22 protein-coding genes are annotated in these 22,546 nt (G+C 72.7%); 6 read left to right on the forward strand and 16 right to left on the reverse strand.

What is annotated here, in order from left to right; all coding sequences use genetic code 11:
- Positions 1-21 precede the first annotated feature (21 nt).
- From IPZ69_RS13055 to IPZ69_RS13095, 9 genes are all read right to left on the reverse strand, one after another.
- Positions 22-2,031: a hypothetical protein gene (locus IPZ69_RS13055; RefSeq protein WP_235454251.1), complete on the reverse strand. Its 2,010-nt coding sequence runs from the start codon at positions 2,029-2,031 to the stop codon at positions 22-24.
- On the reverse strand, positions 2,031-2,357 hold the full coding sequence (locus tag IPZ69_RS13060) for a 4Fe-4S dicluster-binding protein (RefSeq protein WP_235454252.1): 327 nt from the start codon (positions 2,355-2,357) through the stop codon (positions 2,031-2,033). The genes IPZ69_RS13055 and IPZ69_RS13060 overlap by 1 nt, the downstream gene beginning before the upstream one ends.
- A 126-nt stretch (positions 2,358-2,483) precedes the next feature.
- Positions 2,484-3,917 (reverse strand): nucleotide pyrophosphatase/phosphodiesterase family protein, encoded by a 1,434-nt coding sequence (locus tag IPZ69_RS13065; RefSeq protein WP_235454253.1) that lies wholly within the window; start codon positions 3,915-3,917, stop codon positions 2,484-2,486.
- Positions 3,914-5,083 carry a metabolite traffic protein EboE gene (eboE, locus tag IPZ69_RS13070; protein WP_235454254.1) on the reverse strand — a complete coding sequence of 390 codons (1,170 nt, stop codon included), beginning with the start codon at positions 5,081-5,083 and terminating at the stop codon, positions 3,914-3,916. Before eboE ends, IPZ69_RS13065 begins: the two co-directional genes overlap by 4 nt.
- 3 nt (positions 5,084-5,086) lie before the next feature.
- Positions 5,087-5,974 (reverse strand): TatD family hydrolase, encoded by an 888-nt coding sequence (locus IPZ69_RS13075; protein WP_235454255.1) that lies wholly within the window; start codon positions 5,972-5,974, stop codon positions 5,087-5,089.
- Positions 5,974-6,588 carry an EboA domain-containing protein gene (locus IPZ69_RS13080; protein ID WP_235454256.1) on the reverse strand — a complete coding sequence of 205 codons (615 nt, stop codon included), beginning with the start codon at positions 6,586-6,588 and terminating at the stop codon, positions 5,974-5,976. Before IPZ69_RS13080 ends, IPZ69_RS13075 begins: the two co-directional genes overlap by 1 nt.
- On the reverse strand, positions 6,585-7,430 hold the full coding sequence (locus IPZ69_RS13085; protein ID WP_235454257.1) for a sugar phosphate isomerase/epimerase family protein: 846 nt from the start codon (positions 7,428-7,430) through the stop codon (positions 6,585-6,587). Before IPZ69_RS13085 ends, IPZ69_RS13080 begins: the two co-directional genes overlap by 4 nt.
- Positions 7,427-8,377 (reverse strand): SCO3242 family prenyltransferase, encoded by a 951-nt coding sequence (locus IPZ69_RS13090; RefSeq protein WP_445330170.1) that lies wholly within the window; start codon positions 8,375-8,377, stop codon positions 7,427-7,429. Before IPZ69_RS13090 ends, IPZ69_RS13085 begins: the two co-directional genes overlap by 4 nt.
- A 98-nt stretch (positions 8,378-8,475) precedes the next feature.
- Positions 8,476-9,606: an inositol-3-phosphate synthase gene (locus tag IPZ69_RS13095; RefSeq protein WP_235454258.1), complete on the reverse strand. Its 1,131-nt coding sequence runs from the start codon at positions 9,604-9,606 to the stop codon at positions 8,476-8,478.
- A gap of 388 nt (positions 9,607-9,994) precedes the next feature.
- On the opposite strand from IPZ69_RS13095, the gene IPZ69_RS13100 reads away from it, so the two are divergent.
- Positions 9,995-11,080 carry an acetylserotonin O-methyltransferase gene (locus IPZ69_RS13100; protein ID WP_235454259.1) on the forward strand — a complete coding sequence of 362 codons (1,086 nt, stop codon included), beginning with the start codon at positions 9,995-9,997 and terminating at the stop codon, positions 11,078-11,080.
- A 203-nt stretch (positions 11,081-11,283) separates the two neighbouring features.
- Here the strand turns inward: IPZ69_RS13100 and IPZ69_RS13105 are convergent, their stop codons facing one another.
- Both IPZ69_RS13105 and IPZ69_RS13110 read right to left on the reverse strand, forming a co-directional pair.
- The gene (locus tag IPZ69_RS13105; protein ID WP_235454260.1) at positions 11,284-11,805 is read right to left on the reverse strand and encodes an NUDIX domain-containing protein; all 522 of its coding nucleotides are present in this window, start codon (positions 11,803-11,805) and stop codon (positions 11,284-11,286) included.
- The gene (locus IPZ69_RS13110; RefSeq protein ID WP_235454261.1) at positions 11,802-13,160 is read right to left on the reverse strand and encodes a tetratricopeptide repeat protein; all 1,359 of its coding nucleotides are present in this window, start codon (positions 13,158-13,160) and stop codon (positions 11,802-11,804) included. The genes IPZ69_RS13105 and IPZ69_RS13110 overlap by 4 nt, the downstream gene beginning before the upstream one ends.
- Positions 13,161-13,300: 140 nt before the next feature.
- Here IPZ69_RS13110 and IPZ69_RS13115 point away from each other — a divergent pair, with 140 nt between their 5' ends.
- From IPZ69_RS13115 to IPZ69_RS13135, 5 genes are all read left to right on the forward strand, one after another.
- A complete protein-coding gene (locus tag IPZ69_RS13115) occupies positions 13,301-13,729 on the forward strand; it encodes an ATP-binding protein (RefSeq protein WP_235454262.1) in 429 nt (142 codons plus the stop codon).
- A gap of 368 nt (positions 13,730-14,097) precedes the next feature.
- A complete protein-coding gene (gene tgmA / locus IPZ69_RS13120; protein ID WP_235454263.1) occupies positions 14,098-14,364 on the forward strand; it encodes a putative ATP-grasp-modified RiPP in 267 nt (88 codons plus the stop codon).
- Positions 14,364-15,329: an ATP-grasp ribosomal peptide maturase gene (gene tgmB / locus IPZ69_RS13125; RefSeq protein WP_235454264.1), complete on the forward strand. Its 966-nt coding sequence runs from the start codon at positions 14,364-14,366 to the stop codon at positions 15,327-15,329. Before tgmA ends, tgmB begins: the two co-directional genes overlap by 1 nt.
- On the forward strand, positions 15,326-16,450 hold the full coding sequence (gene tgmC / locus IPZ69_RS13130) for an ATP-grasp peptide maturase system methyltransferase (protein WP_235454265.1): 1,125 nt from the start codon (positions 15,326-15,328) through the stop codon (positions 16,448-16,450). The genes tgmB and tgmC overlap by 4 nt, the downstream gene beginning before the upstream one ends.
- A gap of 382 nt (positions 16,451-16,832) precedes the next feature.
- The gene (locus IPZ69_RS13135; RefSeq protein WP_235454266.1) at positions 16,833-17,138 is read left to right on the forward strand and encodes a DUF6087 family protein; all 306 of its coding nucleotides are present in this window, start codon (positions 16,833-16,835) and stop codon (positions 17,136-17,138) included.
- A gap of 235 nt (positions 17,139-17,373) precedes the next feature.
- Here IPZ69_RS13135 and IPZ69_RS13140 read toward each other — a convergent pair whose 3' ends face one another.
- From IPZ69_RS13140 to IPZ69_RS13160, 5 genes are all read right to left on the reverse strand, one after another.
- A complete protein-coding gene (locus tag IPZ69_RS13140) occupies positions 17,374-18,885 on the reverse strand; it encodes an FAD-dependent monooxygenase (protein ID WP_235454267.1) in 1,512 nt (503 codons plus the stop codon).
- Between the two features lie 99 nt (positions 18,886-18,984).
- Positions 18,985-20,463 (reverse strand): FAD-dependent oxidoreductase, encoded by a 1,479-nt coding sequence (locus IPZ69_RS13145; RefSeq protein WP_235454268.1) that lies wholly within the window; start codon positions 20,461-20,463, stop codon positions 18,985-18,987.
- 2 nt (positions 20,464-20,465) lie between these two features.
- On the reverse strand, positions 20,466-21,410 hold the full coding sequence (locus IPZ69_RS13150; RefSeq protein WP_235454269.1) for an aromatase/cyclase: 945 nt from the start codon (positions 21,408-21,410) through the stop codon (positions 20,466-20,468).
- Between the two features lie 39 nt (positions 21,411-21,449).
- Complete coding sequence (fabG, locus tag IPZ69_RS13155; RefSeq protein WP_235454270.1) at positions 21,450-22,238, reverse strand: 3-oxoacyl-ACP reductase FabG; 789 nt, start codon at positions 22,236-22,238, stop codon at positions 21,450-21,452.
- A 14-nt stretch (positions 22,239-22,252) separates the two neighbouring features.
- Positions 22,253-22,522: an acyl carrier protein gene (locus tag IPZ69_RS13160; RefSeq protein ID WP_235454271.1), complete on the reverse strand. Its 270-nt coding sequence runs from the start codon at positions 22,520-22,522 to the stop codon at positions 22,253-22,255.
- Positions 22,523-22,546 lie beyond the last annotated feature (24 nt).

Consider the following 22,546-nt stretch of genomic DNA (forward strand, 5'->3'; position numbering starts at 1 on the left):
GGGCGGGGCCCGCCGTGCGTGTCAGGACGCACGGCGAACCTGCCCGGGGGCGGTGCCGGCCGCCGCGGGTACGCCGCCCGTGATGACCGACCAGTGCCAGGGTGAGTCGAACGCGGTGACCTCGACGGGCCGGCCGGCCGCGGCCATGCCGGCGGCCAGGCCGGTGGCGCGGGCGACGAACGCCGAGACGCGGTGCGCGGCGAGCAGGTCCTGCTCGTCGAACGGGACGCCGTCGCTGCGCAGCAGCCTGAGGTCGATGAAGCCGTTGAAGCTCCGTCCGTCCACCTCGACGGCCTGCGGGGTGCGGATGGAGAACCGCACCTTGTTGTTGACGTGGCCGTGGTGGTGCTGGTCGGAGTAGAACGCGACGTCCGGGATGGTGGGCGGCACGAAGTGGTCGCGGGCCATCACCTCGGTGGAGCGGGGCAGGTTGCCCGCGATGAAGTGCCAGGAGTTGTACTGCATCCGCGAGGACATCGCCCAGGCGGCGTCGGCGAGCGCGGAGATCGAGTCGCCGAAGTGCCGTGCGGCGGAGGGGTGCGGGACCACGCAGCAGAAGAAGCGGGTGATGTCCCAGTCGCAGATCTCCGCCCAGCGCTCCTCGCGCAGCGCCGAGACGAGGGCGGGCAGCGAGCGGATGCCCCGGCTCATCGTGAAGTCGGCCTCGAACACGTCGGTGGTCGCGGCCACCGTCTCGTACACGAGGTGCTCCAGGCCGGTGCCGAAGTCGCCGTACGGGGCGGCCAGCCAGTCCGGTGCGGCGGCCAGGCCCTCGCCGAGCTCCGCGAGCGTGGAACCGGTCACCGGCAGCGCGTCGGTGAGCCGGGCGCACAACGCGTCCTCGCGGGCCAGGGCCCGCTCGCCGGGCGCCTGCGCCACGCGCTCGATCTTGTGCATGAGGGCGCCGTGGATCTCGCGGTACAGCTGGGCACCGCGCAGGGCGTGCTGCCGGCGGGCGCGCAGGGCGACGGCGAGTTCGTCGAGGGCGGCGACGGTGTGCGAGGCGGGCGCCGGGACCGGTTCGCCGCCGGGGATGCCGTTGTAGCCGCGGCGGACCCGCTCCAGCATGTAGGCGACGTGATCGACCGTCAGCTGGGTGCCGTTGGCCTCCTCGACCCGGCCGGCGCCGGCCGAGCGGATGAGCAGGATCAGGCAGACGAGGAGTTGTACGTCGCCGTCCGACCACAGCTCCAGCGGCAGGCCGCGCAGGCTGCTGAGCGCGCAGTCCGGGTGCCCGGGCCACAGCGTCTTGCCGGTGAGGTTGTTGGCGGCGCGGAAGTTCGTGTACTGCTTGTCCTGCTGGTGGAGCACGAACGGCGCGGTGCGCAGCGCCGCCTCGGTGGCCTGTTCCAGCAGCGCGTCGCGGCCCTCGGTGCCCTGCGCGGCGAGCCAGCGCCGGCAGTCGGCCACGGAGTCGGCCAGCCGGGCGGCGGCGCGCTCCGTCTCCTGCCGGTAGGCGTCCAGGTCCTGGCGCGTCCAGGGGATCCGCCGGACGCCGCCGACGAGGGTGCCTTGGGCGAGCGGTGCCTGGGAGGGGACGCGCAGCACGATGCGGCCGGAGGTGGACAGGCCGATCTCGCCGAGGAAGGCGGGCTCTTCGTCCTCGCCGCCCTCGCCGTGCTCGGCGGCGGGCGCGTCGGACGCGGCCTCGCCGGTCTCCTCCTCGCGCCAGGTCAGCCCGCACGCCGAACGGACGGTGCCGGTCTCGCCGTCGTCGTCGGTGCGCCAGGTCACCCCGCACAGCACCTTCAGCGCGGCCTCCTCGGGCGTGCTGAGGGCGCGCAGCTGGATGTCGGCGGGGACGTGGCCGTCGAGGGTGAGCAGCACCTCCACGAAGGAGCGGAGGTCGGTGCTCTCCTCGGCGCTCTGCCAGGTCCGCGTCAGCAGGCCGGGGAAGCCGGCCTGGGGGTCGAACGTGCGGTCCGGTGTGACCGTGCCCGCCGGGATGCCGAGGCGGCTCGGGCGGCGGCTGATCCGCTTCCGGGCGTTGGCGGCACGGCGGGACTCACTCTGATCGGGCAGGCCACTCATCACACGTCCTCGGCGGTGAGTTCGATGTGGTTCCACATCGGCTCGTCGGTCGGGGTCCATTCCTCATCCACGTAGATGCAGTCCACGGGGCACTCCAGTACGCACTGGGGGCAGCCCGAGCACAGCTCGGGGATGATCACGACATCCAGGCCGCGGTCGAAGATGGCCCCGAACTCCTCCGGGCAGCTGCGCAGGCACGTGTCACAAGTGATGCACTCTGACTTCTCGATGCGGCGCGGCGGCTTCTTCCAGGTGTCGGGGCGGGTGCGCTCCTCTATTCGCTCGGCCCGCCCGGACAGCGCTGCCGACGAAGCGATCTTTTTCACGGGCAGGGACCCCTTATGTGAGTCTTCTCGGCCACAGCCGGAAACCGGACGCATCCGATGGTCGGACCAGCGTCTCGACCGGGCCCGGAGCGTCGGTGGGGGGCGGGTTGAGCTCCAGGGACCGTCTCAGGCGGTGGTGGAGGCCGGCTCGCGCGGCGGCCGAGTGCCGTCACCGCCGAGCCCCGCCAGCTCCAGCAGCAGCCCCTTCACCTCCGTGGCCGCCACCCGCCCGGCCGCCGCGCCGGGCGCCGAGCACAACAGCAGCGGACCCTCCTCGTCGCTGCCGGGCAGCCGGCCGTGGCTGCCGCGCACCGGGGACGGGTCCAACGGGACGACGGCCATCCGGTAGCGCAAACCGAGCTTCTTGCGGGCCAGCGCGGAGGCGGCCCGGACGCGGACGTAGGGGTCGGCCGGGTCGAGGAAGAGTTCGGCGGGGTCGTAGCCGGGTTTGCGGTGGATCTCGACGAGCTGCGCGAAGTCGGGCGCGTGGGCGTCGTCGAGCCAGTAGTAGTACGTGAACCAGGCGTCCGGCTGCGCCACGGCGACGAGTTCGCCGGAGCGGGGATGGTCGAGGCCGTGTGCCTTCTTGCCGGTGTCGTCGAGGAGCAGACCGATGCCGGGCAGGTCGTCGAGGACCGCGCGGGTGGCCGGGAGGTCCTCGGGGCGGCGCACGTAGACATGGGCGATCTGGTGGTCGGCGACCGCGAACGCCCGGGACGCCAGCGGGTCGAGGTACTCCATGCCGTCCTGGGTGTGCACCTGAAGCAGGCCGGCGCGGCGCAGGGCGCGGTTGATGTCGACGGGCCGGCGGGCGGGCGTGATGCCGTACTCGGACAGCGCGACCACGGTACGGCCCTGCGCGCGGGCGTCGTCGAGCAGCGGGGCCAGGGCCGCGTCCAGGTCGGCGGCGGCCCGGTGCGAGCGGGGGTCGTCGGGGCCGAAGCGCTGCAGGTCGTAGTCGAGGTGGGGCAGGTAGGCCAGGGTCAGGTCGGGGCTGTGGGCGGTCAGCACGTACCGGGTGGCCTCGATGATCCAGCGCGAGGAGGCCAGGCCCGCGCCCGGGCCCCAGTAGCTGAACAGCGGGAAGGTGCCCAGGCGTGCGGTGAGTTCGTCGTGCAGGGCGGCGGGCCGGGTGTAGCAGTCGGGTTCCTTGCGGCCGTCGGCGCGGTAGACCGGGCGGGGGGTGACGGTGAAATCGGTGTCGGCGCCCATCGCGTACCACCAGCAGATGTTGGCGACGGTGTAGCCGGGATGCGCGCGGCGGGCCGCGTCCCACACCCGCTCCCCCTCGATCAGGTGGTGGCTCTGCCGCCACAGCAGAACCTCGCCGAGGTCGCGGAAGTACCAGCCGTTGCCCACGATGCCGTGCTCGGCGGGCGTGCGGCCGGTGAGCAAGGTGGCCTGCACCGAGCAGGTGACCGCGGGCAGCACGGTGTCCAGGGCCGCCCGTGACCCGCGCTCGCCCAGGGCGCGCAGGTGGGGCATGTGGGCGAGCAGTGCCGGGGTGAGACCGACGACGTCGAGGACGAGCAGGGGCACGGGTCCCGCGGGTCGGGTCATGGCAGTTCCTTCAGGCCGTGGTCGGTCAACAGGTCGCGGGCGAGGGCGAGTTCGGCGGCGATGCCGTCGGCGAGCTGCCCGGCGTCGCGCGGGCGCAGCGCCGGCGGCAGCGCCTGCCAGGTGTACGTCTCCACCTCCAGGTGCCTGGTCAGCGGCCGTTCGCCGCCGACCAGGGCGGCCACGGTCCGGCGCAGGACGGGCAGGGTGGAGGTCAGGGGCTCGGCGGGCGGCGCGTGCAGCGGGACGTGGAAGTGGGCGCGCCACGGCGTGTCCGTCGGCAGTGTTCCGCCGGCCAGGGCGGGCCCGAGGTCGTCGGTGCCGAGCAGTCCCGAGCCGGTGGTGGCACGGGTCTGGTGCAAGAAGCGCGGCTCGTCGAACGCGGCCAGGGCGGCGCGCACCTCGGGCCGGTCCGGGTGCTCGGCGTGCAGCGCCGCGGACAGCTGGCACTTGACGACCTCCACCCCGGCGCCGGTGAGGGCCGCGAGGGCGGGTTCCGGCTCCTCGAAGGACGTGGCCAGATGGCAGGTGTCGACGCAGATCCCGAGGCGGGCGTGCCCGACGGAGGTCAGCGGGCCGATCGCGTCGGCGCAGGTCTCCACCACACAGCCGGGCTCGGGTTCCAGGGCGACGCGCACCGAGCGGCCGGTCGCCGCGTGCAGGTCGTCGAGCCGGCCGACGAGTTCGGTGAGGGCCGCGTGGGCGCGGGCGGCGCGCGGTGCGTCGTGGGCAGTGCGCCAGGCCAGCGGCAGGGTGGAGATGGTGCCCTCGGCGGCGTCGTCGGGCAGCAGCGCGGCGAGGACCCGGGCGAGGGCCAGGGTGTACGCGAGCCGCTCGGGGTCGGCCCAGTCGGGCTCGTACACCCGGTACTTGACCTCCTCGGCGCCGAAGCCCTGGTAGGGGAAGCCGTTGAGGGTGACGACCTCCAGACCGGCCCGGTCCAGGGCGGTACGCAGGGTGCGCAGCGCCCGCGGGTCGGTGTCGAGGGTGTGGGCGGCGTCCCGCGCGAGCCACAGCCCGATGCCGAGCCGGGGCACGCCGAGGCGCTCGCGCACCGCGGTGCAGTGGGTGTCCAGCTGGGCGAGGACCCCGTCGAGGGTTTCGGCCGGGTGCACGTTGGTGCAGTAGGCGAGGTGGACGACGCTGCCGTCCGGATGCCGCAGGCGCACGGCTCACGCCCCGGCGGCCACGGGATGCGCCGCCGTGCCGGTGGCGGGGGCGCCGCGCAGGATCGAGTTGCCCTCGTGGGTGGGCCCGGTGGCGGGCGCCGTCAGGCGCAGCCGGCCGCTGAGGGAGTAGAAGGCCACCGGGTTGCGCCACAGCACCAGGTCGACGTCGTCCTCGTCGAAGCCGGCGGCGAGCATGGCGTCGGCGACCTTGCGGGTCTTGAGCGGGTCGCTCTTTCCCCAGTCGGCGGCGGAGTTGACCAGCACCTTCTCCGGGCCGAACTCCCTCAGCACGGCGACCATGCGCCGCTCGTCCATCTTGGTGTCCGGATAGACGGAGAAGCCGAGCCAGGCGCCGCTGTCCTTGGCCTCCTCGACGGTGGTCTCGTTCAGGTGGTCGAGGAGCACCCGCTCGGCGGGCAGCGCGGAGGCGGCGACGGCGTCGAGGGTGCGGCGCAGCCCGGCGAGCTTGTCGCGGTGCGGGGTGTGCACGAGGGCGGGCAGGTCATGGTCGGCGGCGAGCTGGAGCTGGTGCTCCAGGGCGGTGTCCTCGGCCGGGGTCATCGAGTCGTAGCCGATCTCACCGACCGCGACGACCTGGTCCTTGACCAGGTAGCGGGGCAGGTCGTCGAGGACCGGTGCGCAGCGCGGGTCGTTGGCCTCCTTGGGGTTGAGGGCCAGCGTGCAGTGGTGGGTGATGCCGTACTGGGCGGCGCGGAAGGGCTCCCAGCCGAGGAGGGAGTCGAAGTAGTCGTGGAAGGAGGCGGGCGAGGTGCGGGGCTGGCCGAGCCAGAAGGCCGGCTCGACGATCGCGCGGACACCGGCGGCGTGCATCGCCTCGTAGTCGTCGGTGGTGCGGGAGGTCATGTGGATGTGCGGGTCGAAGATGCGCATTACCGCTCCTCCTCGGTCAGGGCGAGCACGTGGTGCAGGTCGTCGGGGACCGCCCGGCCGGCCGCAGTGCGCTCGGCGGCGTACGCGCGCAGCATCCGGGCCAGTTCGCCGTCCCCGCGGGAGCGGCTCGCAAGGCCGGCGACCCGGCTCACGGGCACACCGGTGAACAGGCACTTGAGGACGGCGTGCCGCCAGGTGTGCGCCTGAAGGTGCCGGGCGGCGTAGTCGCCGAGGGCCGCGGCCAGCAGGCTGGTGTCGTTGGTGCGCAGTGCGTCCTCGACGAGCGGTACGCCGTGCGCGGGGTCGGTCTCCAGCAGGGGCAGCGCGAGCAGTACGGCCCGGCGCTCGGCGGCCGTGCCCTGGCGGTACAGCCGGGTCAGGTCGGCCGGGTCCGGCCGGGCCGCGGTCAGCAGCAGCACCCGGGCGTCGTCGGCGGGCCCGCAGCGGCGGCCGGCCTCGGCGAAGCGCGGCTCCCATCCGGGTGCCTGCGCGGCGGCCTCGGCGCGGGCCTGCTCCAGCCAGCGCCGCGCGTCCTCGTCGAGGCCGGCCGCGAGGGTCTCGGGCCGGGCCGCGCCGCCCTGCCCGGTGTCCGGGCCGGCGTGCACAGCGGTCATCTCGTGCCTCCGTTTCGCAGGAAGTCCAGGGAGCGGGCGGCGAGTTCGGGTCCGGCGTGGGAGTGGCGGGGCAGTTCGACAACGGTCAGTCCCCGGTAGCCGCTGTCGGCCAGGGCCGCGAGGACGGGCGGGAAGTCGATCTCTCCCTCGCCGAACGGCAGGTGCTCGTGGACGCCGCGCCGCATGTCCTCGATCTGCACGTGCCGCAGCCAGGGCGCGGCCTGGCGCACGCAGTCCTGCACGGGGGCGGACTCCAGGCACTGGCAGTGCCCGATGTCGAGGGTCAGGCCGAGCGGGGCGGGGTCGCCCAGGTCGGAGCGCAGCCGGTGGAAGTCGGCGAGGGTGGCCAGCAGATGGCCGGGTTCGGGTTCGACGGCGAGCGGGATGCCCGCCTCGTCCGCGGCGTCCAGCACCGGGTCCAGGGCGCCGGCCAGGCGCTGCCAGGCGGTGTCGGCGTCGACGCCGGGCGGGCCGACGCCGCTGAAGCAGTGCACGGCGTGGGCGCCGAGTTCGGCGGCGATCCGTACGGCGCGGACCAGCAGCCGGATGCGGGTCCAGCGGGCGTCCTCGTCGTCGTCCAGCAGGCTCGGGCCGTGCTTGCGGCGCGGGTCGAGGACGTAGCGTCCGCCGGTCTCCACGGTGACACCGAGGCCGAGCTCGCCGAGCCGCTGGGCGAGGCGGGTGGTGCGGGCGGGCAGGTCGCGGGCCAGGGGGTCGAGGTGCATGTGGTCGAGGGTCAGGCCGACGCCGTCGTAGCCGAGGTCGGCCAGCAGAGCGAGGGCGTCCTCCAGGCGCAGGTCGGTCAGCCCGTTCGTGCCGTATCCCAGGCGCAGCCCGTTCACGTGGTGCTCACCCTGCGCGCCAGCCGGGCCGCGACCGGCGCGAGCGCCGTGGCCAGCAACCCGGTCCCGGGCGCGCCGGCCCACGCCGCCAGCGCCCCCTGAAGCGCGATCGTGGCCCGGATCCCGGCGCCGACCGCCCGCTGGGTCAGCACGGGAGAGGGATTCAGCACGGCATGCGCGAGGGGCCGCGCGAAGGTGACCCCGTAGCCGAGAGCGAGCGCGCTGCGGACGGCGCCTTCTCGGGAGACGTCGGCGCCACGCAAGACTTTGGCCCCACGAAGGACCCCGGCCCCGCCGGAGACCGTCGTCGCCACCGCCGCTGTGGCCACCAGGGCGACGAGCGGGGCGGTCGTCGAGCCGCCCTCCGCCTCGCGGCGGGAGACCAGGGTGACGGCGCAGGTGTGACTGCCCAGCAGGGCGGCCGGGGCGAGCGCCGGGCGCAGGGGGCCGTCGGTGGCGGCCGCGCCGAGCAGCAGGTCCAGGGAGCGGGCGGCGGCCATGGCGACCGGGCCCGCCGGTGTGTGCTTCAGCTTCAGGTCGTACGCCCACACGGTGGCCGCCAGCGGCGCGGCGACCGCGAACGTCCGGCGGCCCGCGCAGGCGGCCAGGGCCAGGCCCGCCACGCTCAGCGTGCCCGCCGCCGCAAGGGCGGCCCGTGGCCGGATGCGGCCCGAGGGCAGCGGCCGCTGCGGGCGCTGCACCGCGTCCTCGTCCCGGTCCGCCCAGTCGTTGAGGGCCATGCCCGCCTCGTACAGGCACACCGAGGCGCCGATCGCCAGGGCGGTGGACCGCCCGGCCCGCGCCCCGGCGGCCGCCGTGCCGGCGAGCACGTCGCCGGGCACCGTGAACACGGCCGGGATACGCAGCAGTTCGGCCCAGGCCCGCGCCGTGGCCGCGGCGGAGCGCGGCGGGCGCGCGGCGGGCGCTCCCCCGGCGGCGGTGGGCAGGGTGCGGGCCCCGGACGGCGCGGCGGGCGCCGAGGGCTGCGGCGCGGGGTGGAGGTGGCGCGCCCGTGTCCGGGCGGAGCCGGCGGGACGGGCGGCGGTCACCGGGGCTCCCGCAGTCGTTCGCCGAAGGCCAGCAGGGCCTCGTACTGCTCGGCGAGGGAGGCGCTGTCGCCGTAGGGATCCTTGAAGTAGAAGCCGAGTTCGGGGCGCGGCCCGCACAGTCCGCGCTCGTGGGCGCGGGCGAGCAGCCGGACCAGGTCCAGCACCAGCGGCGCGGCGAGCGCGGAGTCGCAGCCCTGCCAGATCGTCTGCAGCACCATGCGGGTGCCGAGGAAGCCCTCGAACGCGACGTGGTCCCACGCCGTCTTCCAGTCCCCGAGGGCCGGTACGTCGTCGATGTGCACCTCGCCCTCGGGCGCCGCGTCCAGGTTGTCGACGAGCACCCGCTCCTTGCCCGCGTTCTTCGCCGCCGCGGTCGCCGGGTCGGCGAGCGAGGCGCCGTCACCGCCGCCCAGCAGGTTCGTGCCCGACCAGGCCCGCACCTTCAGGGCCCGCTCGCGGAACATGGGGGCGAGGACGGACCGCAGCAGCGTCTGCCCGGTCTTGCCGTCGCGGCCCGCGTACGGCAGGCCCGAGACGGCCGCGGCGGCGGTGAGCTGCGGGTGGTGCAGCCCGGTGGACGGGGTGAAGTTGACGTAGGCGCAGCCCGCCCGCAGGGCCGCCGCCGCGTACAGCGAGCTGGCCGGCCACGCGCCGTGCTCCGGCGTCGGTTCGGTCGAGGCGACGTTGACGACGACGGCGCGGGCGACGCCGGTCGTGTGCAGGAACTCCCGCATGTCCGCGGCGAACACGCCGATCAGTTCCTCGGTGGCGCGGTCGTCGCCGGGCAGCGGGCCGCCGGGGCGGATCAGTTCGTCGGCGGCGGTCAACTCGCCCTGCACGGCGGCGGGCAGCCAGTGCGGCAGGACTCCCTGGGCGGCGAGTTCGTCCGCCCGCTTGGCCAGCGGGGTGCTCGCCGGGTCGTGTCCGCCGAAGACCAGCGAGGACAGCGGCGGCAGGCCGCTGCCGGCGAGCGCGGGCGTCTCGGTGACCAGGCCGGTCGGCGGCAGCAGCCCGGCCGCCAGCGCCGCGCAGCCCGTGACCACCGTGGTGGCGACCGAGCCCCGGGCGCCGACCAGCCACACACCCGTCCGCGCCTCATCGGCGGGGGTCTTCGCGTGAAGTGACACGGGTAGCCTCCAGGAGCGTCGGACCACGTGGTCGGCAAGCGGATCTCCGGCCAGAATGCCGAGCCGCCCGGCGCCCGGGCGCCCTGCTCCGGCGGCTGTCGAGTGGCCGCCGAGCCGTTTCCCACCGAAAGCCGGTGCCCGCCCGGCGGGCGTGCGCTGAACTGGGGTCATCCGCCCCACGGCGGCGGCCTCTTTCCGCGTCCGACGGGCCGTGGACGGTTCCGGTGCGCGAAGAGGGACGACTTTTCCTTTGTCAAACAGGCGGATCGAAATCCCACCGGAATTCAAGTGCCCCTCAAGGGCATGCCGAGGCTTTTCCATACCGTTGTAGTCCGGGTCCCTTCCGGCGGTTGGGACACATGTCGCGCTCCTGCCATGGAGGAATCTCATGCCCGAATTGCCGCCCCCGAGCGTGGTCCGGGAAGCGGAAAAGACCCGTGCGGATCTGCAGCGGCGCAGTCGTGAACTCGCGCCCCCGCCCTTCGCCCTGCTGGAGCTGGCGATGGGGTCCATGGTCACGCAGGCGCTGTACGTGGCCGCCCGGCTGCGCGTCGCCGACGAGCTGGCGGAGGGCCCGCTGAGCCCCGCGGAGATCGGGCGGCGCGTCGGCGCGAACGCCGAGGCCGTCGACCGGCTGCTGCGGCTGCTCGCCTCGCAGGGGGTCTTCGAGGGTCACGAGGACGGCACGTACGCGCTGACCCCGATGGCCGACGCGCTGCGCTCCGACCACCCGATGTCGATGCGGGACATCGCCGTGCTGATGGGCCACCCCACGCACTGGGAGGACTGGAGCCACCTGCTGGACTCGGTGGTCACCGGCGAGGCGGCCCTGCCCAAGCACCGGGGCATGGGCGCCTTCGAGTACCTGGAGCAGAACCAGGAGTACGGCGAGGTGTTCATCCGCGGCATGGGCAACATGTCGGACACCGAGACCTGGCCCGTGCTCGGCGCGTACGACTTCTCGCAGTTCGAGACGGTCGTGGACTTCTGCGGGGGCCGCGGCGGGCTGCTCGCCGGCATCCTGCAGCAGGCGCAGCAGGCGCGCGGCATCCTCTCCGACCCGCGGGTCGAGGGCAACGGCGCGGCCGAGTTCCTCGCCGAGAACGGCGTCGTGGACCGCTGCACCACGCACGCGGGCGGCCTGTTCGACCCGGTCGTGCAGGGCGGCGACGCCTATGTGCTCAAGCACATCGTGCACGACTGGCCCGAGGAGCAGGCGCTGCAGATCCTGCGCAACATCCGGGCCGCCATCAACCCCGGCGGCAAGCTGCTGCTGGTCGAGATGGTGCTGCCGGAGGGCGGCAACGAGCCGCACTCGGGCAAACTCGTCGACCTGTGGCTGATGCTGCTGGTGGGCGGCAAGGAGCGGAGCACCTCCCAGTACGCCGACCTGCTCGCCCGCGCCGGCTTCAAGCTGGAGCGCGTGGTGGAGACGGCCGCCGCGGTCTCCGTCGTCGAGGCCATACCGGTCTGATCCGGCACCCCGGATCCGGCTCCCCCGTACCCCGACGGCCCCGGCCGTACGTCGTGAGGACGTACCGGCCGGGGCCGTCGCCGTGCGCCCACGGGCCTGGCGGGGCGAGCCGGGAGGCGTGTGTGCCGGTCCCGCCCGGCGGCACGCGGAAGTGGTCCTCGGCTCTGCCCGCGCTGTACGCATGACGGGTGGGGCACTGTTGATCACATGACGGGTGTGCCGTCACGGAGGTACAGCGGTTGTCCCGCGTCCAGTGCCGTCAGGGCGTGCCCGAACCGGCGCCGGATGCGGTCCCGGAGGCGACCGGCGGCTTCGGCGGCCGTGACGAAGGCGGCTTCGGACAGCTCGTCGTCTCGTGGTCGTAGCCGGTCGGCCCGGTCCTGGTCCAGGGTGCCGCCGTCAAAGATGAACGCGAGCTGATCGTCCCAGGGGCCGTGCGGGGCCACCCAGTCCACCACCAGCAGCCCCAGCAGCGTGACGCGGACGCCGAGTTCCTCCATCAGCTCACGGCGTACCGTGTCCTCCGGCGGCTCGTTGGCCTCCGCCATCCCGCCGGGCAGGTCCCACCCCGGTTTGTAGGTGGGATTCACTAGGAGCACACGGCCGGACGGGTCCCGCAGCAGCACATCGGCTGCCACGCGCTTGCGGGCCTGCTTCGCGTTGCCCTCCGCGAGGTACGCATTCCACGCCTCGGTGTCGGCGGGATCGGGTGCTGTGGGCCTCATGCGGTGGTGCCTCCCGGGGACGGCGGGATCAGATCGGCCAGCAGGAGCATTCTGGCGCGGCGTGCATCATCGAACCGCGCCAGGTACTCCCGGACTGGCCGGTACCCCCGGTGCGGCTCCAGCAGCCGACGCAGCCCGTCAAGTTGCTGCACCACCCGGACCGAACCGAGAGTCGGGCTCGTACTGAGCAGGTCGTGGCCGACACTCACCGCGGCGTCCAGGTCACCCCGGCGCACGTGGATGTCCACCAGGCCGATCCGGCTGAGAGCCAGGGACCGCGCCCGTCCGGCCTCGCGCAGCGCAACAGCTTGTTCGGCGTGCGACAGCGCCTCGTCGTACTGCTCCAGGTCACGCAGGATCAGAGCTGACTCGCTGGCCAGCGCGGCGGCGTCGAACGAGCTCAGCCACGGGTGATCAGCAGCGGGCAACACCTGCAGGTCACGGTGCGCGGCCGCCAGCGCGTGGGCGGCCGGGGCACGCTGAGACGCGACCGCCAGCGCACGCGCCTGCATGGTGTGCAGCCGCGCCGTCAGTGCGGGAATCCGTGGCCCCTGCGCGGCCAGGTCGAGCCCGGCCCGCGCCCAGCCCACGGCCCCGGCCGCGTCCCCGGTCTGAAGGGCAAGGTGGCTGGTGCTCGCGGCAACGTGCGCGGTCAACGGAAGATCACCCGAGGTGCGCGCAAGGGGGAGAGCGCGGGCGAAGTGCTGGGCTGCGCGGTCGTCGTGACCGGAGTCGTGCGCCATCCACCCGGCCATCTCGGTCAGCGCGGCTGCTGCGGCGAACACCTGCGGGCCGCTGCCGATGTCGACCAGCCGGGGCGCTACCCGGTCCGACAGGTGCCGGACGACAGCCCCGTACAACCGGCCGCCGCCGGTCTGCCGGTCAGCGCTGCGGAAATGATCCATCGCCATCAGATCGTCACCGTCCGGCGGCGGCCGGTCCGCCCGCTCGTGCTCGGTGGCCGCCGGCGCGGGCTCCCACGAGCGTCGAGCCAGCCCCAGCAGATGGCCGGAGATATGGAAGGCATCGGCGATCTGCTCGAACAGGGTCAACTTCTCTACCCGGCTCTTGCCGTTCATGTAGTCGTACAGCCGCCCCTGCGTGATGTCGACAGCGGCAGCAATGCGCCGCGTACTGACACCGCGCGCGTTGAGCATCCGGAACACCGCGCCCATGTCCCGCTCGGCGCACGCATTGATCAGGCGTTCATCCCCGAGCAGACCGGCGACGACCTCACGCGGGTCCGGTGACAGACGGTCCATCTGCAACTCCCCCGAGTAGCGAATGGAGCCGATGCTAAGACCAACGCCGATGACCTGACTCCGTGTTGGAGTCACCTTCTGGAGTCTCCCCATCCCCTTCTCCACGCGTTGACTGGCTGTCAGCCGCCAGGAGGCGCACCCGGGAACGCACCTCGGCGCCGCCCCGCCCGCAGGTTTCTCCCCCGAGGCACGCGGGCGGGGCCTCCCCCAACCACCCAAGCCAAGGCGTGACGATGACCATGACCAACGAGCGAGTGAGACCAGGGCAATACCCGCGCCAGAGCGTCACCCTCGCGAGCGAGGCCGCCACCGTTCCGGTGGCGCGTCAGATAGTCCGCGAGGCGTGCGCGGAGTGGGGCATGGACCAGGACACCGCCGACACCGGCACGCTCCTGATCTCCGAAATCGTCACCAACGCAGTCCGCCACGGTCACTCTCACAGCGTCCGGGTGATCGCCGAGCAGCCGCGTCCTGACCGGCTGCGCGTCGCCGTGGTCGACAAGTCCCGCCGCTTGCCCGAGCTGCACATCGTTGGGCCGGACGCCTTCGGCGGCCGTGGCCTCCTTCTGGTCGATGCCCTCTCCCACCGCTGGGGAACCGATCTCCTTCCCTGGGGTAAGCGGGTCTGGGCTGAGATCGCGATCAAGGACGGTGACCAATGACGGCCGCCACCGCATGCTGGAAGCCGACGGGGCATCCGCCGGCACCGGGCTCCTGGGAGACGTCGCCGTCGGGCTCGGGCTGGTGGTGTCCATGGTCTCCAACGAGGTCCGCATGGAGTCTGCCCCGACTGCGTACTCCGTTCCCGACATGGAGTCGCACGCAGCGGCTCTCGCCGGGGACCAGACCGCCCCCACAGCCACCCCTGCCGGTGTGCGCAGCGCCACAACCCCGGAACCTGTCTCGGGGCCGGAGTCCCGGCCAGGGCGCCACGCTCGTTCAACCCGACTGTCCCGGCCGAATCCCTTTCGCCGTCCGAATCCCCGGGCGGAGGCCGCCACTGTTGGATTACCGAAAGATGAGGAGACTCATGCAGCAGCCCTTGACGTCATTGGATCAGGTCAAGCCCTGGGGGCTCTCCCGCATGCGGCCCTACCCGGCTCCGGCCGTGCTACCTGCCGCCCGTCCGGTCCTCAACCCGCACACGCAGGTCCCCGCGTGGGTCGATCCCGACGGCACCCCGCTGACGGTGGAGGCCAAACACAAGCGGTCGGAGACGTCGCAGGAGACGAGCACGAAGACCAGCCTGGACGGCACCCCGGACCAGGGAAGCGACCAGAACGGGGACTCTGACTGATGACCCCGGGTGGGCCGCCCGTCCTCATCGTCACGCGCCTGGACGACGCGACTGCGGATGAAGTGATCACCGAATTGAACCGGCGCCGCGTGCCAGTGGTCCGCCTGGACCCCGGCGACTTCCCCACGGACATCACCCTGTCCGCCACGGTCGACGGCTTCGGCATCGGTGGCACCCTGGCCACCGCATCCCGAACCCTCGACCTGGGGAATGTCCGCTCGGTGTACTGGCGGCGGCCCACCCCCTACACCGCCGACCTCGCCATGGACGAACAGACCGGCCGATGGGCCATCGAAGAAGCCCGCTACGGCCTCGGCGGCATCCTCGCCGCTCTCCCCGGCGCGCACTACCTGAACCACCCATGGCGCAACCGGGATGCCGAGTACAAGCCGGCGCAACTGGCCACGGCCGCCGCCTGCGGCTTCACCGTGCCACCCTCGCTCATCACCAACGACCCCGACCGCGCGCGCACCTTCGCCGCCGAACATGGGCCGGTCATCTACAAGCCGCTCAGGGAAACCGAGTACACCGACGCCATCGGCCGCGCGCTGACCGTGTGGATCGAGGACGTCAGCCCAGGTCAGCTCGACAACCACCTACGCCACACTGCACATCTGTTTCAGCAGCGCGTCGGCAAGTCCGCCGACATCCGCCTTACCGCCGTCGGCGATTTCCTCACCGCCATCCGCATCGACGGCTCACTTGGCGTGGACTGGCGCCGCCATTACGACCGGCTCACCTACACCCCCGTGCCCGTCCCCCCGGCCATCGTCAAAGGCGTGCGCGCCTACCTCGATGCCTTCGGGCTCACCTTCGGTGCCTTCGACTTCGGTCTGGACCGTGATGGCGTCTGGCACTGGTACGAGTGCAACCCCAACGGTCAATGGGCCTGGTTCCCCGACCACATCACCGCTCCCATCACGCACACCATCGCCGACCGCCTACAGCACGGAGCCCCCGCATGACCGACGCCGCAGACCTGCGCCGCCAACTCGCCGTCGCAGTCCCCGTGGACGACCCGGCATGGCGCACAGCCCTCGAAACGGTGCCCCGCGAACTCTTCCTCGGCAACGGCCTGTTCCAGTTCGACGGCCGCCAGTGGACCCCCGTGCACCGCGACCGGATCGACCCCGGAAAGTGGCTGGGGCTCGTCTACCAAGACACCACCTGGGTCACCCAGGTCGACGGCACCACCGCCGCCGACGCCACCGGACCCGTCACCGGCCGCCCCACCTCGTCCAGCACGCTGCCCTCCCTGATCGTGCGCATGCTCGACATCGCCGGGATCAGCGAGGGTCACAAGGTGCTGGAGATCGGCACCGGCACCGGTTATTCCACCGCCATCCTGTGCAGCCGCCTCGGTGACAAGAACGTGTACTCCATCGAGTACGACCCGGGCTTGGCCGCCGCGGCGGCCGGCCACATCCACGCCGCCGGGTATCACCCCACCCTGATCACCGGCGACGGCCTCGCCGGACACAAGGACGACGCCGAATACGACCACATCGTGGCCACCTGCGCCGTCCGCCACATCCCCCCAGCCTGGCTCCACCAAGTACGCGCCGGCGGAACCATCACCACCACCATCAGCGGATGGATGCTCGCCTCCGGACTCGTCCGCCTCACCGTCCACGACGACGGCACCGCCACCGGCCGCTTCCACACCGACCAAATCAGCTACATGCTCGCCCGCCCCCACGAACGCCCACCCCGACCCACCTTCCACCAGCGCCCCGGCAACACCCGCGCCACCCACGTGAACCCCGCACTCCTGGAAGACTGGACCGGGCAATTCCTCGCCCAGCTCGCCGCACCGTCCGCCGAACTCATGACCACCGGCACCGGCGTGATCCTCGTGGACGTCGCCACCGGATCACAGGCGTGGACCGAACCGGCCGGAGGCGGCTGCACCGTGCATCAGCACGGCCCCCTTCGCCTCTGGGATCAGGTGGAAGACGCTCTCACCGTCTGGCAAGGCGCGGGCTCACCCCCGCACTCCGATCTCGGTCTGACTGCAGACCCGGACGGCACCCAACGCGTCTGGCTCGGAACCCCCGACGGCCACTCCTGGAACCTGCCGGTCTGACCTACGGATCACAAGACGGCACACCGCACGAGCATCGGCAATGACCGCTGCCACGTCTCCCAGGAGGGCCACGGCCTTGAAGCGGGCCCTTGCGGCCGGAGTCAGAGGCAGAAGTCCGGCACCGAAGAGGGCCCCGGTGTGCAGCCTCCGAATTGACCAACAGCATCCGGAAAAGGCGAGCCCGAACAGGCCGCCGCAGCGGCTCAGCAGGCCCTCGACGAGGCGGCTCGGGTCAACTCCACCCTGGTCGCCTCCCGCCTCAAGACCCTGCTGGAAGCCGCCCGCCCGTATCGCACTGCCGACGTGGACGAGGTCCGCACCCGCGCGCAGGATCTGGCGGCAGCGCGCCCCACGCCAGTCGCGGCCTGAGACCATCGCGACCATGGGCAAGCACTCCCGACCCGGACCGCCGAACCAGCCGTCACGCGCCGTCCCCCGCGTCGACGGCGGTGACCCGCTCGCGGCCTACAACAAGCGGCGCCGCCCGCCCCTCGACCAGTACCGCCGGCATCGTCCGCTCCACGGCGGTGGCGGACACCTCCGCCCCGACGAACCGCGTGCGCTGGAGGAGTGGAGCGGATTTTCGTACGAACCCGCGGGCGCGGCGCCGGACCTCGCGGCGGCACAGCGGTGGGTGAACGAACAGGTGTCCGGCGAATGCGGCGACGAGTCCCCCTCTGCCGCGTGACGCTCGTCGAGCTGCCGCGAACGGGCATGTAGCACAGCGCGACGACCGTCACGAACGGTCATTCTCGTAAATGACCATCTGTGAGAGTTCTGCGAGAGCCAGGACCTTGGAGCGCACCCTCGCGGCCGGGATCGGCGCCAGGAGCCCGAAGCCGAAAAGGGGCCCCGGTGTGCAGGCTCCGAATTGACCAGCAGCATCCGGAAGTCGCACACCGGGGCCCCTTGTGGAGGGGGTGTCAGCGGGCGGGGCCGAACCAGTGCTCCAGCGCCGCGTCGAGGCCGTCCGCCGAGGAGCCGGCGAAGGCCACGTATCCGTCGGGGCGGACCAGCACGGCCGTGGTGTCGGCCAGCGGGTCGGGCCCCTCGACGGGCTTGACCAGGACGGTGGCCACCTCCACCCGGTCCCGTCGGCCCTGAGCCGCGTTCCGCACGGCGTCGTCGTCGGCCAGGTCGAGCAGCACCCCGCGGGCGGGGTGCAGCAGCCGGGCGATGCGGGTCTCGCCGTCCGCGCCGACCAGCAGCCGGGGCGGCATCCGGCGGCCCAGCAGCGGGTGGGGCGGCTGCGGCGCGTCGCCCAGGTCGTAGCGGATGTCCAGGTGGCTGACGATGCCGGCGAGGTGCCGCTTGACGTCGTCGTAGCGGATGAGCTCGCCGAACAGCTCGCGCAGCGGGTCGGACTCGGCGCCGCCGAGGTAGACCATGCCCTGCGTGCGGGTGTTCATCAGCAGGCGGCGGCCGACCGGGTGCCGCTCGTCGTGGTACGTGTCGAGCAGGGCGTCGGACGCGTCGCCGCGGACCGCCGCGGCCAGCTTCCAGCCCAGGTTGGCCGCGTCCTGCACGCCGGTGCTCAGCCCCTGTCCGCCGGCGGGCAGATGGATGTGCGCCGCGTCGCCGACCAGGAACACCCGGCCGCGCCGGTACTCGGCGGCCTGGCGAGTGGCGTCGGTGAAGGAGCTCACCCACGAGGCGCCGCCGCCGCTGATGTCCTCTCCGGTGATGTGCCGCCAGGCGTCCGCCACCTCCTGGTAGGTGACGGTCCGCTCGCGGTCGTGCGCCGGGGTGCCGTCGGGGCAGACGATGATCCGCCAGATGTTCTCGCTGAGCGGGGCGGACATCACCATGCCGTTGGGGAGCCGCTCGCCGAGGTGGCGGGCGCGCAGTTCGACGCCGGTGATGTCGGCGAGGTACATGCCGCGACCGGCGTCGGTGCCGGGGAAGTCGAATCCGGCCGCCTTGCGCACCCGGCTGGACCCGCCGTCGCAGCCCACCAGGTAGGAGGCGCGCAGCGGGCGCTCCTCCCCTTCGGGGGTGCGTACGGTGATCTCGACAATGTCACCGTCGAGGAAGCCGTCGGCGAGGGACACGAACTCCCAGCCGCGGCGGATGTCGGCACCGAGCTCGTCCGCCCAGTCCTCCAGCACCGCCTCGGTCTGGCCCTGCGGGATGCCGCGGGCGCCGAAGTGCGCGTCCGGCAGCACGGTGAAGTCGAACTGGGTGCCGCCGAAGTGCCCCATCGGGCTCGTCGCCAGCGTCTCGCCCTGACCGAACCGGGGCAGCAGCCCCCGCTCGTCGAACGTCTCCATGGCGCGGGCGGTGAAGCCCAGGCCACGAGACTGCCCGGTGGGGGCGGCCAGCTTCTCGATCACGACGACGCGGGCTCCGCCGAGGCGGAGTTCGCCCGCGAGCATCAGTCCGGTCGGGCCGGCACCGACGACGAGGACGTCGGTGTCCGTCGCTGACCCATCCATGGTTGTCCTTCCTGGCTGTGGGGATCTTCGCCGCCGGGCGTGGGGGCGTGGTTCACCGGCGGATGGGCGGCCGCCGGCCGGATGGTGCGGCGGCCGAACTCAGCGGGGCGGGCCGAACCAGCGCTCAAGGGCGTCGTGCAGCCCCTCGTCGCCGGCGCCCTGGTCGATCCAGACGACATGGCCGTCCGGTCGTACGAGCAGACGGTCGATGCCGTCGAGATCACTGCCCGGCTCGGCGACGGCCGCCAGCCGGGTCACCCGGTCCTCCCAGCCGGCGGTGGTGGTGTCACCGGTCGGGGTGCCGGGGCGCAGGTCGAGCAGGACGCCGCCGCCGGAACGCAGCAGCCGGGCGGAACCGACGCGGTCCTCGCGCACCCGCACCGTGGTGCACGGCAGCCGGGCGCCGAGCAGCGGATGCGCGGGGCCGTCCACCTCGTACCGCACGTCCAGTCCGCTGATCATGCCCGCCAGGTGGGCCCGCACCTCCTCGGAGGTGATCAGCTCGGTGAGCACGGCGCGCAGCGGCTCCACCGAGGGCGGGCCGAGCAGCAGCATCGCCTGGGCGCGGATGTTGGCGAGCACCCGCCGGCCCACCGCGTGCCGCTCGGTGTGGTAGGTGTCCAGGAGTTCGGCGGGGGCCTTGCCGCGCACGTGCAGCGCCAGCTTCCAGCCGAGGTTGAAGGCGTCCTGCATGCCGAGGTTGAGGGCCTGTCCGCCGATCGGCATCTGCCGGTGGGCGGCGTCGCCCGCGAACAGGATCCGGCCCTGCCGGTACTGGGTCAGCTGGCGGGAGGCGTCCCCGAAGGCGTTGACCCACAGCGGGGTGCCGCCGCTGATGTCCTCGCCGGTGACCCGCTTCCAGATGGTGACGATCTCCTCGAACTGGGCGTCGCCGGTGCGCTCCTGCGCGGACGAGCCGAACTCGTGGACCATCACCCGGGTCACGCCGTCGGGGCGGCGGGCGGCGATGGCCAGCCCGCGCTCCAGGCGTTCGAAGCGCCGGTTGGGCACCTCGATGCCGGCGACGTCGGCGCGCAGCAGTTCACGCCCGGCGTCCTGGCCCGGGAAGTCGGCGCCGATCAGCCGGCGCACGGTGCTGTCCTCGCCGTCGCAGGCCACCAGGTAGCGGGCGCGGATCTGCCGCCGTACGCCGTCGTAGCCGATGGCCTCGGCCTCGACCCGGTCCCCGTGGTCCGTCACGGCGACCAGTTCGTGCTTGCACATCAGCTCGGCGCCCAGCGACAGCGCCCACTCCTCCACGACCGCTTCGGTCTTGGTCTGCTGGACCTTCCACTGCCCGGGGTGCGAGCTGGGCAGGGTGAGGTCGAGGGGGATGCCGCCGAAGTGGCCGCGGGGCTCGTTGGGCGGGTTGCCGAAGTCGGGCAGCAGGCCGCGGTTGTCGAGGATCTCCATGGTCCGGGCGTGCAGGGTGGAGGCCCGTGACTCGGTGTTGGGGGCGCGCCGTTTCTCCACGACGACCACGTCGACGCCGCCGTGGGCCAGTTCCCCGGCGAGCATGAGCCCGACGGGACCGGCCCCGACGACGACGACGTCGGTCCGCACGCTGTCCGCCGGCACGGTCAGGCCTTCTTCTGCTCGGTGTAGGCCTTGGCGTGGGACAGCGTGGCGCAGCTGTTGGTGGACAGCGCCGTGTGCACGTACTCGCGGGCGTCGGCCACGGTGGCGTCGGGGCCGAGGATGCGCGCGACGTTCTCCGTGTTGATGGTCACGGTGTGCTGGGAGGAGGCGGCGGTGCCCTCCTCGTTCTCGACGAAGGTCCACTCACCGGTGTGCAGGGTCATCAGCGCCGGCAGGGTGACCTGCTTGTAGGCGATCCGGTGGTGCGGGAAGACGACCCGGTAGGACTTGGTGGTGTGCGTCGAGCCGTCCTTGGCCCGGGTGTCCATCTCCAGTTCCTGCAGGCCCGGGGTCTCCTCGGTGAGGCGGACGATCGCCACGTGCGGGAGCCGCTCGGCCCACAGCTGCGCCTCGTTGATGAAGTCGAAGGCGTCCTTGGCGCTGCCGGCGATCTGCACGGTGTCCGTGAACGAGAAGGTGAGCTCCTCGGTCTCGGCGGCGTGCGCGCGCTCGACGTTGACCTTGAGCGCGGCGAGTTCCGCGGTGCTGTTCTTGTCCACGGCCCGCTCGATCCACAGCAGGTCGTGCGGCTCGTCGTCGATGGCGCTGTAGTCGTGCAGCAGCCGGACCCGGGACTCCTGCTCGCCCTGCGGCTCGATGATCCAGGTGCCGCCCATGTGCTTGACGGGCGGTGCCGGGATCTCCTGGCGGAAGGTGATGGTGAGGGACTCCGGGTCCAGGGTGCGGCGCGAGGTCCAGTCCTTCGGCTGGCCGTTCGCGGTGGCCCAGATGCGGATCCGCTCCTCGTTGCCCTGCGCCTCGATCCGGTCCACGTGGATGGTGGGCGGGAAGATCCGGGGCCAGTTCGTCACGTCCGCCAGCAGCTGGTAGACCGCGGCGGCCGGTGCGCCGATGGTGATGTCGTGCTCGACCTCACGCGTCGTCATGGCGGCTTTCTCCTCGGTGGTGTCGGGTGGTGGCGGATGTCAGAAGTTGCCCAGACCACCGCAGACGTTGAGGGCCTGCGAGGTGATGGAGGCGGCCGTGTCGGAGGCCAGGTAGCCGACGAGGCCGGCGACCTCCTCCGGCGTGGAGTAGCGGCCGAGCGGGATCTTCGACTGGAACTTCTGGAGGATGGCGTCCTCGGTGGTGTCGTAGGCGTCCGCGTAGCCCTGGCGCACGCGCTGGGCCATCGGGGTCTCGACGTAGCCGGGGCAGACCGCGTTGACGGTGATGCCGGTCGGCGCGAGCTCGTTGCCGAGGGCCTTGGTGAAGCCGACGACGCCGTGCTTGGAGGCCGAGTAGGGGGCGCCCAGGACGACGCCCTGCTTGCCGGCCGTGGACGCGATGTTGATGATCCGGCCGCGGTTCTTGTTGCGCATGCCGCCGGTGTTGAGGACCGCGCGGGTCATCCGGAAGACGCTGTGCAGGTTCGTCTCGATGACGTCCTCCCACAGCTCGTCGGTGAGGTCGGCGGTCACACCGCCGCCGGACCGGCCCGCGTTGTTGACCAGGACGTCGATCGTGCCGAAGCGGTCGACGGCGGCCTGGACGAACGCGTCGACGGAGGCGGTGTCGCGGACGTCGACCACGCCGCCGTCCACGCTGAGGATCTCGGCCTGCAGATCCTTGACGGTCGAGGCGATGTTCTCGGCGTTGCGGGCACCGATGAAGACCTGGTGGCCGGTGGAGGCCAGCAGGCGGGCCGTGGCCAGGCCGATGCCGCTGGTGCCACCGGTGATGACGGCGACCCTGGGCGTGGCGCTCTGCGTCATGTCCGTCTCTCCCCTCAGGCTGCCTGGGCGGGCGCGAGCTGCGTGTTGACGACGTCGATGAAGGCGCGCGGCGTGTTGGCGTCGCCGACGGCCTCCTCGTCGAGGGAGATGCCGTACTCGCGCTCGATGAGGCTGCCGGCCTCCAGCAGCGCGAGCGACTCGTAGCCGATCACCTCGAACTCGGTGTCGAGGATGTCGCCGTCCAGGTCGACGCCCTCGGCCACGCCCGCGGCCTCCCGCAGGGTGCGCTTGAGGTCATCGAGGGTGAACGCCTTGGTGGCCATGGTGGTTCCTTTCATCGGTGGTGG

The organism is Streptomyces olivochromogenes (genome assembly GCF_021538895.1).
In the GTDB taxonomy this organism is placed as follows: Bacteria; Actinomycetota; Actinomycetes; order Streptomycetales; family Streptomycetaceae; genus Streptomyces; species Streptomyces olivochromogenes_A.